At 68.6% G+C, this 17,621-nt stretch carries 16 protein-coding genes and 1 pseudogene; 14 read left to right on the forward strand and 3 right to left on the reverse strand.

Annotated features, from left to right (window positions below):
• Positions 1-2: 2 nt before the first annotated feature.
• Positions 3-785, reverse strand: a complete 783-nt coding sequence (locus tag ASE31_RS01820) for an IclR family transcriptional regulator (protein ID WP_057199828.1) — start codon at positions 783-785, stop codon at positions 3-5.
• Between the two features lie 104 nt (positions 786-889).
• On the opposite strand from ASE31_RS01820, the gene ASE31_RS01825 reads away from it, so the two are divergent.
• The 9 genes and pseudogenes from ASE31_RS01825 to ASE31_RS01865 all read left to right on the forward strand — a co-directional run bounded on the left by ASE31_RS01825 (position 890) and on the right by ASE31_RS01865 (position 8,847).
• Positions 890-1,897: a fumarylacetoacetate hydrolase family protein gene (locus ASE31_RS01825; protein WP_057199829.1), complete on the forward strand. Its 1,008-nt coding sequence runs from the start codon at positions 890-892 to the stop codon at positions 1,895-1,897.
• 191 nt (positions 1,898-2,088) lie between these two features.
• Positions 2,089-3,114: a TraB/GumN family protein gene (locus ASE31_RS01830; protein ID WP_057199830.1), complete on the forward strand. Its 1,026-nt coding sequence runs from the start codon at positions 2,089-2,091 to the stop codon at positions 3,112-3,114.
• A 54-nt stretch (positions 3,115-3,168) separates the two neighbouring features.
• Positions 3,169-4,146, forward strand: coding sequence for a tripartite tricarboxylate transporter substrate binding protein (locus ASE31_RS01835; RefSeq protein ID WP_057200218.1), 978 nt, complete (start codon positions 3,169-3,171; stop codon positions 4,144-4,146).
• A gap of 200 nt (positions 4,147-4,346) precedes the next feature.
• Entirely contained in the window at positions 4,347-4,802 is a 456-nt protein-coding gene (locus tag ASE31_RS01840; RefSeq protein ID WP_057199831.1) for an SRPBCC family protein, read from the forward strand.
• Between the two features lie 94 nt (positions 4,803-4,896).
• Positions 4,897-5,523: a LysE family translocator gene (locus ASE31_RS01845; protein ID WP_057199832.1), complete on the forward strand. Its 627-nt coding sequence runs from the start codon at positions 4,897-4,899 to the stop codon at positions 5,521-5,523.
• Between the two features lie 70 nt (positions 5,524-5,593).
• Positions 5,594-6,052, forward strand: a pseudogene (locus tag ASE31_RS01850) (GNAT family N-acetyltransferase).
• 77 nt (positions 6,053-6,129) lie between these two features.
• On the forward strand, positions 6,130-6,849 hold the full coding sequence (locus ASE31_RS01855) for a TetR/AcrR family transcriptional regulator (protein ID WP_057199833.1): 720 nt from the start codon (positions 6,130-6,132) through the stop codon (positions 6,847-6,849).
• Positions 6,850-6,957: 108 nt separating this feature from the next.
• The gene (locus tag ASE31_RS01860) at positions 6,958-8,121 is read left to right on the forward strand and encodes an iron-containing alcohol dehydrogenase (protein ID WP_057199834.1); all 1,164 of its coding nucleotides are present in this window, start codon (positions 6,958-6,960) and stop codon (positions 8,119-8,121) included.
• A gap of 42 nt (positions 8,122-8,163) precedes the next feature.
• Complete coding sequence (locus tag ASE31_RS01865; protein WP_057199835.1) at positions 8,164-8,847, forward strand: type 1 glutamine amidotransferase domain-containing protein; 684 nt, start codon at positions 8,164-8,166, stop codon at positions 8,845-8,847.
• A gap of 31 nt (positions 8,848-8,878) precedes the next feature.
• On the opposite strand, the gene ASE31_RS01870 is transcribed toward ASE31_RS01865, so the two are convergent.
• On the reverse strand, positions 8,879-9,781 hold the full coding sequence (locus ASE31_RS01870; protein WP_057200219.1) for a LysR family transcriptional regulator: 903 nt from the start codon (positions 9,779-9,781) through the stop codon (positions 8,879-8,881).
• Positions 9,782-9,965: 184 nt separating this feature from the next.
• On the opposite strand from ASE31_RS01870, the gene ASE31_RS01875 reads away from it, so the two are divergent.
• From ASE31_RS01875 to ASE31_RS01895, 5 genes are all read left to right on the forward strand, one after another.
• A complete protein-coding gene (locus ASE31_RS01875) occupies positions 9,966-10,691 on the forward strand; it encodes a pirin family protein (RefSeq protein ID WP_057199836.1) in 726 nt (241 codons plus the stop codon).
• Between the two features lie 51 nt (positions 10,692-10,742).
• Positions 10,743-11,393 (forward strand): hydrolase, encoded by a 651-nt coding sequence (locus ASE31_RS01880; protein ID WP_369819433.1) that lies wholly within the window; start codon positions 10,743-10,745, stop codon positions 11,391-11,393.
• Between the two features lie 93 nt (positions 11,394-11,486).
• Positions 11,487-13,376, forward strand: coding sequence for an amidohydrolase (locus ASE31_RS01885; RefSeq protein WP_057199838.1), 1,890 nt, complete (start codon positions 11,487-11,489; stop codon positions 13,374-13,376).
• Positions 13,376-13,786, forward strand: coding sequence for a DoxX family protein (locus ASE31_RS01890; RefSeq protein ID WP_057200220.1), 411 nt, complete (start codon positions 13,376-13,378; stop codon positions 13,784-13,786). The genes ASE31_RS01885 and ASE31_RS01890 overlap by 1 nt, the downstream gene beginning before the upstream one ends.
• Positions 13,776-15,410, forward strand: a complete 1,635-nt coding sequence (locus ASE31_RS01895; protein ID WP_082603986.1) for an MFS transporter — start codon at positions 13,776-13,778, stop codon at positions 15,408-15,410. The genes ASE31_RS01890 and ASE31_RS01895 overlap by 11 nt, the downstream gene beginning before the upstream one ends.
• A gap of 4 nt (positions 15,411-15,414) precedes the next feature.
• Here the strand turns inward: ASE31_RS01895 and ASE31_RS01900 are convergent, their stop codons facing one another.
• A complete protein-coding gene (locus ASE31_RS01900; protein WP_057199839.1) occupies positions 15,415-17,502 on the reverse strand; it encodes a molybdopterin-dependent oxidoreductase in 2,088 nt (695 codons plus the stop codon).
• Positions 17,503-17,621 lie beyond the last annotated feature (119 nt).

The following is a 17,621-nucleotide window of genomic DNA, read 5'->3' on the forward strand; positions in this document are numbered from 1 at the left end:
CGTCATGCGCAGCCCGCGCCCAGATCGCGCGACAGCTGGCCCGCCGCGGCGCGCAGCGGGGTGTCGATGGCGCCGCCCCATTCGGGGTCGAAGGTGGCGATGGAGCCCAGCGTGGTGATGCCCAGCTCCAGGTGGCCGTCGGCATCGAACACCGGCGCGCAGAAGCCCACGATGCCGGGCAGCAGGGTGTCCACCACACGCGCCGCGCCGCGCTCGCGCACCTCGGCCAGCATGGTCTGCACCTCGGCCATGGTGGTGGGCAGGTCGGTGCGGCGCATCTTGCTGGCGCGGGCCAGTTCTTCCTTGAGCAGGGGGGCGGCCACCTCGGGCGGCAGGTGGGCGGCGAAGCAGCGGCCGGTGGCCGAGGCCAGCAAGGGCATCACGTCGCCCAGCCGCAGGTTGGCGGTGACGGCCTGGGGCGACTCCTCCCAGTGCACGATGGTGGGCCCATGGTTGCCCCATACCGCCAGTGCCAGGGTGTGGCCGATGTCTCCCATGAGGGCCGGCATGCGCTCGCGCGCCAGTCGCACCGCGTCGAGCCGCGCTAGCGATGCCAGGCCCAGCTTGAGAGCCGCCGGGCCCAGGTCGTAGCGCGCGGTGCGGCTATCCTGCGTAACCAGGCCCAGGCGCTGAAAACTCACCAGGTAGCGGTGGGCCTTGGCGGCACTCATGCCGGCCGAGGCCGCCACGTCCTTGAGCATCAACGGGCCTCGCGCATGGGTGAGGCCTTCCAGCAAGGCAAAGCCGACTTCCACGGACTGGATACCTGCACGTTCTTTGTCCATGTGCACTAAAATTTGGTAGTTTTGTTTAGTTAAATCAGTTTACCCAAGCGTAATTTTCGCCAAGGGTTGTGCCATCCACCTTCCAGAGACAGAGGTTCTGCCCCATGAAACTAGCCACTTACAAAGACGGCTCGCGCGACGGCCAACTGGTCGTCGTCTCGCGCGACCTGGGCACGGCCCATTATGCGACCGGCATTGCCAGCAAGCTGCAGCAGGTGCTCGACGACTGGGGCTTCCTCTCGCCCCAGCTGCAGGACGTGTACGACCAGCTCAACGCCGGCCGCGCGCGCCATGCCTTCCCGTTCGACCCGGCCCAGTGCATGGCCCCGTTGCCACGCGCCTACCAGTGGGCCGACGGCTCGGCCTACCTCAACCATGTGGAGCTGGTGCGCAAGGCGCGCAATGCCGAGGTGCCCGAGAGCTTTTACTCCGACCCGCTGATGTACCAGGGCGGCAGCGATGACTTCATCGGCCCCTGCGATGACGTGGTGGTGCCCAGCGAAGCCATGGGCATCGACTTCGAGGCCGAGATCGCGGTCATCACCGGCGACGTGAAGATGGGCGCCACGCCCGAGCAGGCGCTAGACGGTATCCGCCTGGTGATGGTTGCCAACGACGTGAGCCTGCGCAACCTGATCCCGGCCGAGCTGGCCAAGGGCTTCGGCTTCTTCCAGAGCAAGCCGGCCACTGCCTTCAGCCCGGTGGCGGTGACGCTCGACGAACTGGGCGACGCCTGGCACCAGGGCCGCCTGGACCTGGTGGTGCAGTCCACCTGGAACGGCCGCAAGGTCGGCATGTGCGATGCCGGCCCGGAGATGACCTTCCACTTCGGCCAGCTCATCGCCCATGTGGCCAAGACGCGCAACGTGCGCGCCGGCTCCATCATCGGCAGCGGCACCGTGAGCAACAAGGGCGTGGAGCAGAACGGCCGCACCGAGTGGCCCAAGGGCTACAGCTGCATTGCCGAAAAGCGCTGCATCGAGACCATCCAGGACGGCAAGCCCAGCACCGAGTTCATGAAGTTCGGCGACACCATTCGCATCGAGGTCAAGGGCAAGGACGGCGCGAGCATCTTTGGCGCCATCGACCAGGCCATCGTGGAGCCGGGTTGAGATGCACCCCCTGAGTCGCTTCGCGCCTTCACCCCTCTCTCATATTGCTTCGCAATCTGGGAGGGGGACGCCCCCAGCGCAAGCGCTGGATACGCCGCCTTCGCGGCGGGGCGGCCCTTGCGCGGGGGCACTGGTATGGAGCGCGCCAGTTTTACAAGCCGTGGCGATGCTTGGCACATTGGGCTGCTGATATGCCCAGTCTTTTCCTGCCACTCCCAGGCCGCTGCCTGCGCGCAGGCCTTGTCGGTCTGGCCTTGCTGGTGTCGGCCCTTGTAGTGCATGCCAAGAGCGACGCCACTGCCTGCCCACCCGCCGCGACCCCCATCGGCCCCGCCGATGCCGAGGCGGCCCGCCGTGACGACCGCGACCGCGGCCTGCTCTGGCGCATCGAGAAGGACGGCCGCACCAGTTGGCTCTACGGCACCATCCATGCGGCCGAGCGTGGCTGGGTGCTGCCCGGACCTGCGGTGCGCGAAGCACTGCGGCGTGCCGACCGCATCGCGCTGGAAGTGGACCTGATGGACCCGGCGGTCGCCGGTGGACTGGCCACCGCCGTCATGCCAGGCCCCAATACGCCACCCCTGCCCGAGCCCTTGGCAAAGCGCCTGCGCGTGCAGAGCGAAGCACTGTGCGCCGATGCGGCGCTGGCGCGCCTGCGGCCCGAGATTCAGCTCATGTCGCTGGTCGGCCTGGCTGCGCGCACCGCCGGGATCGACCCGGCCTATGGCATCGACCTGTTCCTCGCGGGTCTGGCGCGCGCCATGGACAAGAAGGTCGTCTCGCTGGAGTCCGCCGAGGCGCAGATCGCGCTGCTGGTGTCGGACGACCCGGCCAAGGTGGCGCGCACCATGGACGAGGGCCTGCGGCAGCTCGAAGGCGGGCAGGCCCGCAAGATCATTGCCACCCTCACACGTGCCTGGGCCGACGGCCAGCTTGAAACCTTGCGCAATTACGGCGACTGGTGCGATTGCCTCAAGACCGCCGAAGACCGCGCCGACTACGCACGCATCGTGGAGGGCCGCAACCCCGCCCTGGCCGCCGGCATCGCAGCGCAGCATGCGGCCGGCCACGCGGTGTTCGCGGCCGTTGGGGTGCTGCACATGGTGGGCCCCGAGGGCCTGCCCGCCCTGATGGCCGCCCAGGGGTTTCGCGTGACGCGCGTGCCCCCTGCCGCATCGGGCTCACGGCAGCGCAAGCCACCGAATGCGCCGCGATAGTCCCGTTCCCAGTTTCCTTTTCTTTCTTCCTGCAACGGAGACAAAACCATGACCCTGCAACGCCGTACCGTTCTTTCCGCCCTGGCCGCTGCCGGCGCGTCTGCCGCAGCCCCCTTGGCCCAGGCCCAGGCTGCCTGGCCCGACCAACCCCTGCGCTGGGTCGTGCCCTACCCGGCCGGCGGCGGCACCGACGTGCTGGCCCGCACGGTGGCAGAGGCCATGCGCCAAACCCTGGGCCAGCAGATCGTGGTGGACAACCGCCCGGGTGCTGCCACCAACATCGGCGCGCAGCTGGTGGCCACGGCCAAGCCCGATGGCAACACCTTCATGTCGGCCGACAACGCCGTGCTGGCCTTCAACGAGCACCTGTTCACCAAGCTGCCCTTCAACCCCGAGAAGGACTTCACCTACGTGGGCGGCATCAGCCGCTTTCCGCTGGCGCTGGTGGTGCACCCCTCGTTCGAGGCCAAGACCGTCAAGGAATTCCTGGCTTACGTGCGCGCCAACCCCGGCAAGGTCAACTACGCATCGCCCGGCAACGGCTCGCCGCACCACCTGGCGATGGAGATGTTCAAGAACCGCACCAAGACCTTCTTGACGCACATCCCCTACCGCGGCGCGGCGCCCGCGCTGCAGGACGTGATGGGCGGCCAGGTGCCGTGCATGTTCCTCGACCTGGCGGCCGGCCTGCCCGTGATCACCTCGGGCAAGGTGCGCGCCCTGGCCATTGGCTCGGCCAAGCGCGTGGCGGCCTTGCCCGACGTGCCCACCCTGGCCGAAGCCGGCGTGCCCAATACCGAGGTCTACGCCTTCCAGGGCATCCTCGGCCCCGCCGGCCTGCCTGCCGCTATCACGGCGCGCCTGAACGGCGACCTGAACAAGGCGCTGGCCAACCCCGCCGTGCTCAAGCGCATGACCGATTTCGGCATGGAGCCGCTGCCCGGCACGCCCGAGCAGTTCCGCGCCATGGCCCGCGCTGAATCCAAACGCTGGGGCGAGATCATCAAGGCGGCGGGCGTGAAGCTGGACTGATTGTTGTGCGCGGGGCCTTGCCGGCCCAGCCTTTCCAAAGGGGTGCCATCGCCGCGACATCCGTGCGGTGGCAGCCCTTTTAGGTTGGGCATTGGTATTCCGGTGCCGAGGGTTTTCCCTGGTCATGGCCTTGTCGATATCCGCCATGGTCGAACGTCGTAGGTTTCAGAGGGCCGTCCTCTGCTTCACAGGCACCAACCATGACCACCACCGGCACTGTTCGTCTGCACCGCGTGATCCGTTCCACGCCCGACCGCATCTACCGCGCCTTTCTCAACCCCCAGGCCCTGGCCAAGTGGCTGCCGCCGCACGGCTTCACGGGCGAGGTGCACGCCCTCGATGCCCGCGTGGGTGGCGAATACCGCATGTCGTTCACCAACCACGGCGCGGGCGGCAGCCATTCGTTCGGCGGTACCTACCTGGAGCTGGTGCCTGGCGAGCGCCTGCGCTACAACGCGCGTTTCGACGATGCCAACCTGCCCGGCGAAATGACCACCACGGTCACGCTGGCCCCGGTGTCCTGCGGCACCGAGATGAGCGTGGTGCAGGAAGGCATCCCCGCCGTGATCCCCACCGAGGCCTGCTACCTGGGCTGGCAGGAGTCGCTGACGCTGCTGATCCAGCTGGTCGAGCCGGACATCCCTGCCGGGTACTGAGCGCGCGGACGCAAGGCAGGCATCCCGGCTTTTTGCCATACTGAGGGCGTATTGCACAGGCGCAGCCGTTGCGCCTTCCAAGGAGCCTTCGCCTATGTCCCTCGACATCTGGTTCGCCTTCGTCGCCGCCTGCGCGGTGATGCTCATCATCCCCGGGCCCACCGTCCTCACGGTGATCAGCTATTCCATGGCCCACGGGCGCCGCGCCAACGTGCCGCTGGTCGCTGCCGTGGCGCTGGGCGATTCGACGGCGCTGGCGGTCTCACTGCTGGGCCTGGGCACGCTCTTGGCCACCTCGGCCTTCTGGTTCACGGTCATCAAGTGGGCCGGTGGCCTGTACCTGCTGTACCTGGGCATCAAGATGCTGCGCGCCGGCGTGGGGGTGGCCGAACTGGCCGCGCCCAAAGCCCCGGGCTCGCGCTGGAAGCTGTTCGCCAACACCTACCTCGTGACCGCGCTCAACCCCAAGGGCATCGTGTTTTTCGTGGCCTTTTTGCCGCAGTTCATCCGCCCGGGTGCGCCGATTGCGCAGCAGCTGTGGATCCTGGCCGCGACCTTCGTCACGCTGGCAGCGCTCAACGCCACGGCCTATGCTGTGTTTGCCGGTTCGGCCAGCCAACTGCTGGCTTCGCCGCGTGCGCAGCGCCGCTTCAACCTGGCAGGGGGCTCGCTGCTCAGCGCTGCGGGCGTGTGGGCCTTGATGGCCCGCCGCCCGGTGTGATGGGCGGAGCTGCGCGCTTGCCTGGCGCATCCGACTTCTGGTTGGGCTGGTGTGCGCGCAGGATCTGCCGATGCTGCATGGCTGGCTGCTGCGGCCGCATTTGGCGCAATGGCGGGGGCCGGCCGAATCCATCGAGCAACTGCACGCGGACCATGTGGCCGGGCAGGGCGCACCCGGCGCCACGCTGGCTACATCGCCTCGCTGAACGGAGAGCCTGTGGGGTTCATCCAGTCCTATGTGGCGATGGGCTCGGGCCACGGCTGGTGGGAGGATGTCACCGACCCCGGCGTGCGCGGCATCGACCAGGCCCTGGCTGAACCAGGGCATCGGCCGGGCCATGGTGCGCGCCTTCACCGACCGGCTGCTGGCCGACCCTGCCGTGAGCCTGGTCCAGACGCACCCCAGCCCCGACAATGCGCGCGCCATCCGCTGCTACGCGCAGGCCGGTTTTCGGCCGGTGGCAGAGATCACCACGCCGGATGGCGCAGCGCTGCTCATGCACTGCGTACGGAGCGGCCTGAACCGCTGAGCGGGAAGGCCATTACGGCGACAGGGTCGTTCCGGCAGATTGCTAGACGACCGGTCTAATCGGCGCACAATAGCCCCGTGACCACCGACCAACCCTCCGCCAAGACCCACATTCTTCGCTGTGGCGAGCGCCTCATTGCCACCAAGGGCTTCGTGGGCGTGGGGCTGGCCGAGATCCTGGCTGCGGCCGGCGTGCCCAAGGGCTCGTTCTACCATTACTTCAGCTCCAAGGAGCGCTTCGGCGAGGCCCTGCTGGCCAGCTACATAGAGCGCTACCTGGCCCACCTCGAGCAGGTGCTGGCACCCGATGGCCAGCCAGCACGCGCACGGCTGATGCGCTACTGGGCCTACTGGAACGTATCGCAGTGCGGGGTGGACGGCCCGGCCTGCGATGCAGGGGCGGGCGAAGGCAGCAAGTGCCTGGTCGTCAAGCTCAGCGCCGAGGTGGCCGACATGTCGGACACCATGCGCATCGCCCTGCGCGATGGCACTACGCAGATCGTGGCGCGGCTCGCCCGCTGCCTGCGCGAGGCCGTTCAGGACGGTTCGGTGCCGCAGGCCACGGACCCCGAGGCCATGGCGCTCACGCTCTACGAGATGTGGCTGGGCGCCAGCCTATTGGCCAAACTGCGGCGCGATGGCTCATCGTTCGAGCACGCGCTGCGCGCCACGAACGCCTTGCTGGGCGGCGCGGATGCCGGGCCCGTTGCTCCAGCCAGGCCGCAAGCCGCACATGCGCAGAGGAGCCGGGCGGCGCCTCGCGGAGGCAAAGGCAAGGCGCCGCGCCAGTCCGCCTGAAAGCAGTCGTGTCAGTACCGTGCCATGCCCATTTGAATAACTAGCCGACCGGTCTACTCTGATCGACTTTCTTCCAACGCTTCACCACCCCAACCCCACGGAACCCCCATGCTCAACTTCGACTTCCACAACCCGACCCACATCGCCTTCGGCAAGGACCGCATCGCCGACCTGGACAAGCTGGTGCCGCCCCATGCCAAGGTGCTCATCCTGGTGGGCGGCGCCAGCGCCGAGAAGACCGGCACGCTGGCCGAGGTGCGCACGGCGCTCGGCGCGCGCCAGCACGCCACCTTCAGCGGCATCGAGCCCAACCCGAGCTACGAGACCTCGATGAAGGCCGTGGCGCAGATCAAGGGCGGCGGCTTCGACTTCCTGCTCGCCGTGGGCGGCGGCTCGGTGATCGATGCGGTGAAGTTCATCGCCGCCGCCGTGCAGTTCGAGGGCGGCGACCCCTGGGCCATCCTGGAGCAGCATGGCCGCAACGTCACCGGCGCGCTGCCCTTCGGCTCGGTGCTCACGCTGCCCGCCACGGGCTCGGAGATGAACAACGGCGGCGTCATCACGCACCGCGCCAAGGGGGCCAAGCTGGCCTTCGGCAGCCAGCACACCTACCCCGTGTTCTCGGTGCTCGATCCGACCAAGACCTACACCCTGCCGCCGCAGCAACTGGCCAATGGCGTGGTCGATGCCTTCGTGCACACGGTGGAGCAGTACCTGACCTACCCGGTGGACGGGGCGGTGCAGGACCGTTTTGCCGAAGGCATCCTGCAGACGCTGATCGAGGTGGGCCCGCGCATTCTGGCCGCACCCGAGCCGGTGTATGCCGACCGCGCCAACCTGATGTGGACGGCCACGCTGGCGCTCAACGGCCTGATCGGTGCCGGCGTGCCGCAGGACTGGGCCACGCACATGATCGGCCACGAGCTGACCGCCCTGCACGGCATCGACCATGCGCGCACGCTAGCCGTGGTGCTGCCCTCGCTGCTCGACGCGCAGCGCGCCACCAAGGCCGCCAAGCTGCTGCAGTACGGCGAACGGATCTGGGGCATCCGCACCGGCACCGACGACGAACGCATCGACGCCACGATTGCCTCCACGCGCGATTTCTTCGAGCGCATGGGTATTCCCACGCGCCTGTCGGCCTACGGCGTGGGCGCGGACAGCGTGGACAAGCTGGTGTCCCAGCTCGAAGCGCACGGCATGGTCACGCTCGGCGAGCACCGCGACGTGACACCGGCCGTGAGCCGCCGCGTGCTCGAAGCGGCACTTTGATCACTGCTTTCCATTTCCTTCACCAACCCTGAAAGCCACACCATGACGAAAAACATCCTGATGGTCCTGACCTCGCACGACCAACTGGGCGACACCGGCAAGAAGACGGGCTTCTGGCTCGAAGAGTTTGCCGCTCCGTACTACGTGTTCAAGGACGCGGGCGTGCAGATCACGCTGGCATCGCCCAAGGGCGGCCAGCCGCCGCTGGACCCCAAGAGCGATGACCCGAGCGCGCAGACCGATGCCACGCGCCGCTTCAAGGCCGACACCGACGCGCAGCGCGTGCTGGCGAACACCGTGGCGCTGGCCAGCGTGCGCGCCGAGGACTTCGACGCCGTGTTCTACCCCGGCGGCCATGGCCCGCTGTGGGACCTGGCCGAGGATGCGCAGTCGATCACGCTGATCGAGAAGACCTTTGCCGCCGGCAAACCCCTGGCCCTGGTCTGCCATGCCCCGGGCGTGCTGCGCCATGCCAAGGCGCCCAACGGCAAGCCGCTGGTCGACGGCAAGAAGGTCACCGGCTTCACCAACACAGAGGAAGAGGCCGTGCAACTGACCAAGATCGTGCCCTTCCTCGTGGAAGACATGCTCCAGGCCAACGGCGGCCAGTATTCCAAGGGTGCCGACTGGGCGCCCTATGTGCTGACCGATGGCAACCTGATCACGGGCCAGAACCCGGCCTCGTCGAAGCAGGGCGCACACGCCGTGCTGCAGCAACTGGGCTAAAGCCTGGCCCGGGGCTTGGGCCCTGGCCGGATCAGTGTGGCAGGATCCCGGGCAGCAGCGGCCGGGCCAGCCGCTGGCGCCACCACTTGAGCGCCTCGCCCATGTGCTCGGGCCTCCAGGCCAGCCAGAAGGTCTCGTCGGCGCGGGGCTCCTGCACCACCAGCTCGACCAGAATGCCGGTCTGGAGCTCGTGGCGCACGCAGGCGCGCGGCACGAAGCCATGGCCCAGGCCCGCGGCCTGGCAGGCGATCTTGGCCTGCATCGAGGGCACGGTGATGCGCCGCTGCCCCGCCAGCAGGCCCACCGTGCGGTCCGACAGCGATCGCGCGCCATCCCCCACCACCACGGCCGTGTGCTCCAGCAGGTCGTTGCGTGCCAGCGGGCGCTGGAGCTGCGCGAGCGGATGCGTGGCCGTCACGCAGAACGCGAACTCCAGGCTGCCCACGGCCACGGCCTTGTAACCCCCGCCAGCCGGGCCTTCGCCTGCCGCCACGACGATGTCGGCGCGGCCCTCGCGCAGCGCCTCCCAGGTGCCGGTGAGCGCTTCGCAGCCAATCCGCAGGCGCGTGCCGCAATGGAGGTCCTCGAAGGCGCAGATGTCGTCGTTGAAGGCGCTGGTAGGGATCAGCGAGTCGTGCACCAGGCGCAGCTCCGACTCGAAGCCCGTCGCGATCTGGCGCATGCGCGATTCCAGGTGACCGGCGGCCACCAGCAACCAGCGGCCTTCCTTGAGCATCTCCTGCCCAGCAGGCGTGAGCGTGACGCGCGGGCCGTTGCGTGTGAACAGGGCAAAGCCCAGTTGTTCCTCCAGCTTGCCCACGGCGTAGGAGATGGTGGAGGGCACCTTGTGCAGTTGCTCGGACGCGCCCGCGAAGGAGCCGTGCCGCGCGATGGCGTCCACGAGTTCGATGGCTTCCAGGGTCAGTTTCAGCATGGCCAAAAGCGGGATGTTTCAATCATCGAAATTATCGATCATGGAGCCGTTGATGTTTCAACCTATGCCCCCCTCTGCGGCGAGATACTTTCTTCACCCGAGCACTGCAGCTCTCTGACAACTGCCGGACGGCAGGCCAGAAGTTCAGTGTGAACCCCATCGAATCTGAAGAAAGGACATCACCATGCTCGACATCCGCAAAGCCCAACACCGCGGCAATGCCAACCACGGCTGGCTGCACTCGCGCCACACCTTTTCGTTCGGCCACTACCGTGACCTCAAGCAGCAAGGCTTTTCGGACCTGCTGGTGATCAACGACGACCGCGTCGCCCCTTCCAAGGGCTTTGGCACCCACGGCCACCGCGACATGGAAATCTTCTCCTACGTGCTCGAAGGCGCGCTGGAGCACAAGGACTCCATGGGCACGGGTTCGGTCATCCGCCCTGGCGACGTGCAGATGATGAGCGCCGGCACCGGCGTGGAGCACAGCGAGTTCAACCACTCGGGTGACGAAGCCGTGCACTTTTTGCAGATCTGGCTCGTGCCCGGCGTGCGCGGTGCCGCACCGCGCTACCAGCAGGTGCACTTCAGCGAGGCCGACAAGCGTGGCCGCCTGCGCCAGATCATCTCGCCCGAAGGCACGGATGGCTCCCTGGCCGTGAACCAGGACGCCCGGGTCTATGCCGGTCTGTTCGATGGTGCCGAGTCCGCCACGCTGGACGTGGGTGTCGACCGCCATGTGTATGTGCACGTGGCCCGCGGCAGCCTCACGGTCAACGGCGAGCGCCTGTCCGAAGGCGACGGGGCCCGCATCCGCGAGCCCGAGGCGCTGCGCTTTGCCGATGGCGAGCAGGCCGAGGTGCTGGTGTTCGACCTGCGCCCCAACGAGTTGCCTGTGATGCCCGGCTGAGTCCGATCCCTTTTTCCAAGGCCTTTTTCCAATTTTTAGGAGATTCCCATGATGCCCATCGCCAAGCCCGCCGCCGGTTCCACGCTACTGACCCCGAACGACCACACCCTGGTGATGATCGACTTCCAGTCGCAGATGGCCTTTGCCACGCACTCCATCGATGCGATCACGCTGCGCTCCAATGCCGGCCTGGTGGCCAGCGCAGCGGCCGGCTTCAAGGTGCCGACCATCCTCACCACCGTGGCCGAAAAGAGCTTCTCGGGCCCCATGTTCGAGGAAGTCACGGCCCCGTTCCCCGGCCAGGCGCTACTGGACCGCACCTCCATGAACACCTGGGAGGATGCCGCGGTGATCGATCGCATCAACGCCATCGGCAAGCCACGCATCGTGCTGGCCGGCCTGTGGACCAGCGTCTGCATCGTCGGGCCGGCCCTGTCGGCACTGGACCAGGGGTTCGAGGTCTACGTGATCGCCGATGCCAGCGGCGACATCTCCACCGAGGCCCACAACCGCGCCATGGAGCGCATGGTGCAGGCCGGCGCACGGCCCATCACCGCGCTGCAGTACCTGCTGGAGCTGCAGCGCGACTGGGCCCGCACCGACACCTATGACATGACGACGGGCATCGCGAAGAAGTTCGGCGGGGGTTACGGCTTGGGCATCACCTACGCGAAAAGCATGTTCAACGCGCACGAAGGTTGATGGGCTGCGCTTTCCCCGAGTCACCCAACAGCCCCGAGGGGTGCCCGATACTGCGGCACCTCGCCATCTCCCGCCTCTGAAGGAACCTCTCCCATGGCCCAGACCAGCACGCCCGACCTGATCCTGCACCACGGCCGCTTCACCACGCTCAACCGGGCCCAGCCCACGGCCAGCGCCGTGGCCATCGCGGGCGGCCGCTTCGCCCAGGTCGGTGCGGACCGCGAGATCCTGCCGCTGGCCGGCCCCGGCACGCGCGTCATCGACCTGCAGGGCCGCTCTGTGCTGCCCGGGCTCATCGACAACCACCTGCACATCATCCGTGGCGGCCTGAACTTCAACATGGAGCTGCGCTGGGACGGCGTGCGCAGCCTGGCCGACGCCATGGCCATGCTGCGCCGCCAGGTGGCGGTGACGCCTGCGCCGCAGTGGGTGCGCGTGGTGGGGGGCTTCACCGAACACCAGTTCGCCGAAAAGCGCCTGCCCACGATTGCCGAGCTCAATGCCGTGGCGCCCGATACGCCGGTGTTCATCCTGCACCTGTACGACCGGGCCTTGCTCAACGCCGCGGCGCTGCGCGCCGTGGGCTACACGCGCGAGACCCCCGCGCCCCCGGGCGGCGAGATCGTGCGCGACAGCGCGGGCAACCCCACGGGCCTGCTGCTGGCCAAGCCCAATGCCGCCATCCTGTACGCCACGCTGGCCAAGGGCCCCAGGCTGCCGCACGACTACCAGGTCAACTCCACGCGCCACTTCATGCGCGAGCTCAACCGCCTGGGCGTCACGGGCGCCATCGATGCAGGCGGGGGCTTCCAGGCCTACCCGGACGACTACGCCGTGATCCAGGAGCTGGCCGACGCGGAGCAACTCACCATCCGCTTGGCCTACAACCTGTTCACGCAAAAGCCCAAAGGGGAGAAAGAGGACTTCCTGCACTGGACGGCGACCTCGCAGTACAAGCAGGGCACGGACTACTTTCGCCACAACGGCGCGGGCGAGATGCTGGTGTTCTCGGCCGCCGACTTCGAGGACTTCCGCCAGCCCCGGCCCGACATGGGCCCGGAGATGGAAGACGACCTGGAGGACGTGGTGCGCATCCTGGCGCAGAACCGCTGGCCCTGGCGCATGCACGCCACCTACGACGAGACCGTCACCCGCGCGCTCGACGTGTTCGAGAAGGTGAACCGCGACACGCCGCTGGCCGGCCTGAACTGGTTCTTCGACCATGCCGAGACCATCTCCGAGCGCTCCATCGACCGCATTGCCGCGCTGGGCGGCGGCGTGGCCGTGCAGCACCGCATGGCCTACCAGGGCGAGTATTTCGTCGAGCGTTACGGCGCAGGCGCCGCCGAGGCCACGCCACCGGTCAAGCGCATGTTGGAGAAAGGCGTCAAGGTCTCCGCCGGCACCGACGCCACGCGCGTGGCTTCGTACAACCCCTGGGTCTCGCTGTCCTGGCTGGTCACGGGCAAGACGGTGGGCGGCCTGCAGCTGACCCCCCAGCGCAACTGCCTGGACCGCGAAGCCGCGCTGCGCATGTGGACCGAGAACGTGACCTGGTTTTCCAACGAAGAGGGCAAGAAGGGCCGCATCGAGGTGGGCCAGCTCGCCGACCTGGTGGTGCCCGACCGCGACTTCTTCGCCTGCCCCGAGTCCGACATCGCCGACACCACGGCCCTGCTCACCGTGGTGGGCGGCAAGGTGGTCTACGGCGTGGGCGACTTCGCCGCGCACGATGGCGCTGCGCCGCCGCCGGCCATGCCCGACTGGTCGCCCGTGCGCACCTTCGGCGGCTACGGCGGCTGGGGCGACCAGGAAGGCGCGCCGCTGCAGGCCGTGGTGCGCCGCGCGGCGGCCGCCTGTGCCTGCGCCAACGACTGCAATGTGCATGGCCACCAGCACGCCACGGCCTGGAGCAGCCAGCTGCCGATTGCCGACCTCAAGGGCTTCTGGGGTGCGCTCGGTTGCGCCTGCTGGGCGGTGTGATGGCACAAGCCCTCCATTCCGCCGCGACCGCACCCTGGGTGCAGTCGCTGGCCCTGCTATGCCTGTGCGCGGCCTACCTGCAGGGCGGCCTCGCCAAGGCACGCGACTTCGCCGGTGCCGTGGCCGAGATGCGGCACTTCGGCCTGGCGCCGGCCGCGCCGCTGGCGGCCGCCACCATCGCATTGCAGCTCGGGGCCTCGGCCCTCGTGGTTTCGGGCTGGTATCGGTGGGTCGGGGCGCTGGCGCTCGCAGGCTTCACGGTGCTGGCAGCATTTCTGGCCGACCGCTTCTGGCAGGCAGCACCGGCCGAGCGCCGGCGCGCGGCCAACGCATTCTTTGAACACTGGGGTCTGGCGGGCGGTTTCGTGCTCGTGGCCTGGCACGACCTGGGAGGCCTGCATGGCACATGAAAACGACCACCACCATCCTGAAACCCCTGCGCCAGCGGCAGTGCCCGCTGCGCAGTCCGGCAGCTTCGCACCGTTGCGCCTGCCGGTGTTCGCGGTGCTGTGGGCTGCCACGGTGCTGGGCAATATCGGCAGCTTCATGCGCGATGTGGCCAGCGCCTGGATGGTGACCGAGCTGTCCACCAGCCCCACGGCCGTGGCCCTGGTGCAGACGGCGGCCACGCTGCCGATCTTTTTGCTGGCGCTGCCGGCGGGCGTGCTGTCGGACATCCTGGACCGCCGGCGCTTTCTGATCGGCGTGCAGATCCTGCTGGCCGGCGTGAGCGGTGCCCTGCTGCTGCTGGCGCAGACCCACACCCTCACGGTGGAGTACCTGATCGCGCTGACCTTCCTGGGCGGCGTGGGCGCGGCCCTCATGGGCCCCACCTGGCAGTCCATCGTGCCCGAGCTGGTGCCGCGCAGCGAGCTGCGCAACGCCGTGGCGCTCAACTCGCTGGGCATCAACATCGCACGGGCCGTGGGGCCCGCAGTGGGCGGCCTGCTGCTGGCCAGCTTCGGTGCGGCTGCGGCCTATGGCCTCGACGTGCTGAGCTATGTGTTCGTGGTGGCGGCACTGCTGTGGTGGCGCCGGCCGCCGGCCGTGGACACGGGGCGCAACGAGCAGTTCTTCGGCGCCTTCCGGGCCGGCGTGCGCTATGCCCGCGCCAGCCGCGAGCTGCACGTGGTGCTGCTGCGCGCGGCGGTGTTCTTTCTGTTCGCCAGTTCCGTGTGGGCGCTGTTGCCGCTGGTGGCCCGGCGCATGCTGGGCGGCTCGGCTGGATTCTATGGCGTGCTGCTGGGTGCCGTGGGGGCGGGCGCCATCCTGGGCGCCGTGCTGCTGCCGCGCCTGCGCCGCAGGCTCGATACCGATGGCCTGGTGCTCACCGCCTCGCTGCTCACGGCGGTTGTGATGGGCGCGCTGACCCTGGCGCCGCCGCAATGGGCCGCCGTGGCGCTGATGATGGTGCTGGGCCTGGGCTGGATCATCGCGCTGACGACCCTCAACGGCGTGGCCCAGGCCGTGCTGCCCAACTGGGTGCGCGGGCGCGGCCTGGCCATCTACCTCATGGTGTTCAACGGCGCCATGGCCGCCGGCAGCCTGGGCTGGGGCCTGGTGGCGGGGCAATTGGGGTTGGCGGCAACGCTGCTCATCGGCGCGGCCGGGCTGGTGGTGGTGGCCTTCCTGTTCCACCGCGTGAAGCTGCCCACGGGCGAGGCGGACCTGCAGCCCTCGCGCCACTGGCCCGAGCCCCTGTTGGCAGAACCTGTGGCGCACGATCGCGGTCCGGTCATGGTGCAGGTCGAATACTGCATCCGCAAGGAGGACCAGCCCGCCTTCCTGCAGGCCATGCAACTCGTGGCGGCAGAGCGCCGGCGCGACGGGGCCTATGCCTGGGGCGTGGCCGAGCACACGGGCGAGCCGGAGCGTGTGATCGAATGGTTCCTGGTCGAATCCTGGGCCGAGCACCTGCGCCAGCACGACCGCGTTTCCCAGGCCGATGCCGACCTGCAGGCCCAGGCGCTGCGCTTTCACCAGGGGCCGGACAAGCCCGCAGTACACCACTTCCTGGCGCTGGCGCCCGGGTGAAGGATCAGGCCACGGCGTCCGTCGCGTCCACGGCCTCCACCTCCACCAGGCAGTCATAGAAGGTGGGGGCGCGGCCGAGGTCGGTCAGGGCCTGGCTGGTGATCTCGTTCACGTTGGTGCCATCGAGCCCCAGCTTGCGCCACCAGATGCCCATGCCGTTGACCACGCCGGGCCGGGCGCGGCGCGACACGCTGGCGTGGCAGCGGTAGCTGCCCCGGGCATTGAACACGCGCACGATGCTGTCGTTGGCAATGCCGCGCGCTTCGGCGTCGTCGGGGTGGATCTCCAGCAGCGGCCGGCCTTCGATGTCGCGCAGGCTCTTCACGTTGACGAAGCTGGAGTTCAGGAAGTTGCGCGCCGGCGGCGAGATCATGGCCAGCGGGTACTGGGCCGAGCTGCCCTGCAGCTCGTAGTTGGGCAGGTGGTCGGGCAGGCCGTCCAGGCCTTGGGCGGCCAGGCGGGCACTGTAGAACTCGCACTTGCCCGAAGGCGAGGGGAACTGCCCCTCGGCAAACGGCGCATCGGGCATGGCCAGCGTGGCAAAGCCCTGCGATTCGAGCAGCGCGAAGTCCACCGCATCGCCGAAGGCCTGGCGGCACAGGGTGGCGTCGTCGTCGGCAAAGCAAGGGTCGGTGTAGCCCATGCGGGCGGCCAGGTCGCGGAAGATCTGGGCGTTGGAGCGCGCCTGGCCCAGCGGTTCGATGGCCGGGCGGTTGAGCACCACATCGGTGTGGCCGTACGACAGGTGCACGTCCCAGTGCTCGAGCTGCGTGGTGGCGGGCAGGATGTAGTCGGCGTAATCGGCCGTGTCGGTGCGAAAGTGCTCCAGCACCACGGTGAACAGGTCTTCGCGCGCAAAGCCCTGCACCACCTTGCCCGATTCGGGCGCCACGGCCACGGGATTGCTGTTGTAGACCACCACGGCCTGCACCTGCGGGCCGAAGGGGGGCGAGGCCGGGCGCAGCAGGTCGTCGCCGATGGTGGACATGTTGATGGTGCGCGGCTGGCGCCCCGCCAGCAGGTCGGGGCGCTGCAGCACGGCGCGCTGCACCGGGTACTGGCCCGAACTCGACAGCAGCATGCCGCCCGCGCGGTGGCGCCAGGCGCCCGTGAGCGCGGGCAGGCAGGTGACGGCGCGCACGGCGTTGCCGCCACCGCGCACGCGCTGCATGCCGTAGTTCAGGCGGATGGCGGCGGGTTGGGTGGTGCCGTAGTCCTTCGCCAGCTGGCGGATCTGCTCCACGGGCACGCCACAGACCTCGGCCGCGCGCTCGGGCGGCCACTGCAGGGCGCGCTCGCGCAGGCCCTCCCAGCCCAGGGTGTGGTGCGCGATGTAGTCGTGGTCCAGCCAGTCGTGGGCGATCAGCTCGTGCATCAGCGCCAGGGCCAGCGCCGCATCGGTGCCGGGGCGCAGGGCGATGTGCTCGTGGCACTTGTCGGCCGTCTCGGTCTTGCGCGGGTCGATGCAGACCAGCCGGGCGCCATTGCGTTTGGCCTGCTGCGCATAGCGCCAGAAGTGCAGGTTGCTGCCGATGGAGTTGCTGCCCCAGATCAGGATCAGCTGCGCCTCGGCGAAGAACTCGACCTTCATGCCGACCTTGCCACCCAGGGTCTGCACCAGGGCCTCGGCACCGGCCGACGCACAGATGGTGCGGTCCAGCAGCGAGGCGCCCAACCGATTGAAGAAGCGCCGGTCCATGCTCTCGCCCTGCACCATGCCCATGGTGCCGGCGTAGCTGTAGGGCAGTATGGCCTCAGGGTCGTGCGCGGCGATGGTGGACAGGCGCTGCGCGATGTCGGCCAGGGCTTCGTCCCAGCTAACGGGCGTGAACTGTCCGCTGCCCTTGGGGCCGCTGCGCTTGAGGGGGGTGAGCACACGCTCCGGGTGGTAGCTGCGCTCGGTGTAGCGCGAAACCTTGGCACACAGCACGCCATCGGTGTGTGCATGTTCGGGGTTGCCCTGCACCCGGGTGGCCACGCCATCGACCACGGTGGTCAGCAGCGCACAGGTGTCGGGGCAGTCATGGGGGCAGGCGCCGCGCACGGCAAAGGGCACGGAATCAGTGGGGACAGAGGCCGAAATCGTGGGCATTTGGTGGGCTGGTCGTTAAACTGGCTGCGGGGCTGGAGGCTGCGCGCTCGTGGCGCGCCCTTCCAGAGGGGTCGCCTTGCGGCGATGGCAAATGGGGCGCAAAGCCCTGAAACCAGGAT

Origin of the sequence: Acidovorax sp. Root217, assembly GCF_001428645.1 — a bacterium.
Taxonomy (GTDB): Bacteria; Pseudomonadota; Gammaproteobacteria; order Burkholderiales; family Burkholderiaceae_C; genus Acidovorax.

Coding starts and splice junctions, on each gene's coding strand:
- ASE31_RS01820 (WP_057199828.1), bottom strand. CDS start 785: ATGGACAAAGAACGTGCAGGTATCCAGTCCGTGGAAGTCGGCTTTGCC.
- ASE31_RS01825 (WP_057199829.1), top strand. CDS start 890: ATGAAACTAGCCACTTACAAAGACGGCTCGCGCGACGGCCAACTGGTC.
- ASE31_RS01830 (WP_057199830.1), top strand. CDS start 2,089: ATGCCCAGTCTTTTCCTGCCACTCCCAGGCCGCTGCCTGCGCGCAGGC.
- ASE31_RS01840 (WP_057199831.1), top strand. CDS start 4,347: ATGACCACCACCGGCACTGTTCGTCTGCACCGCGTGATCCGTTCCACG.
- ASE31_RS01845 (WP_057199832.1), top strand. CDS start 4,897: ATGTCCCTCGACATCTGGTTCGCCTTCGTCGCCGCCTGCGCGGTGATG.
- ASE31_RS01860 (WP_057199834.1), top strand. CDS start 6,958: ATGCTCAACTTCGACTTCCACAACCCGACCCACATCGCCTTCGGCAAG.
- ASE31_RS01865 (WP_057199835.1), top strand. CDS start 8,164: ATGACGAAAAACATCCTGATGGTCCTGACCTCGCACGACCAACTGGGC.
- ASE31_RS01870 (WP_057200219.1), bottom strand. CDS start 9,781: ATGCTGAAACTGACCCTGGAAGCCATCGAACTCGTGGACGCCATCGCG.
- ASE31_RS01875 (WP_057199836.1), top strand. CDS start 9,966: ATGCTCGACATCCGCAAAGCCCAACACCGCGGCAATGCCAACCACGGC.
- ASE31_RS01880 (WP_369819433.1), top strand. CDS start 10,743: ATGCCCATCGCCAAGCCCGCCGCCGGTTCCACGCTACTGACCCCGAAC.
- ASE31_RS01885 (WP_057199838.1), top strand. CDS start 11,487: ATGGCCCAGACCAGCACGCCCGACCTGATCCTGCACCACGGCCGCTTC.
- ASE31_RS01890 (WP_057200220.1), top strand. CDS start 13,376: ATGGCACAAGCCCTCCATTCCGCCGCGACCGCACCCTGGGTGCAGTCG.
- ASE31_RS01895 (WP_082603986.1), top strand. CDS start 13,776: ATGGCACATGAAAACGACCACCACCATCCTGAAACCCCTGCGCCAGCG.
- ASE31_RS01900 (WP_057199839.1), bottom strand. CDS start 17,502: ATGCCCACGATTTCGGCCTCTGTCCCCACTGATTCCGTGCCCTTTGCC.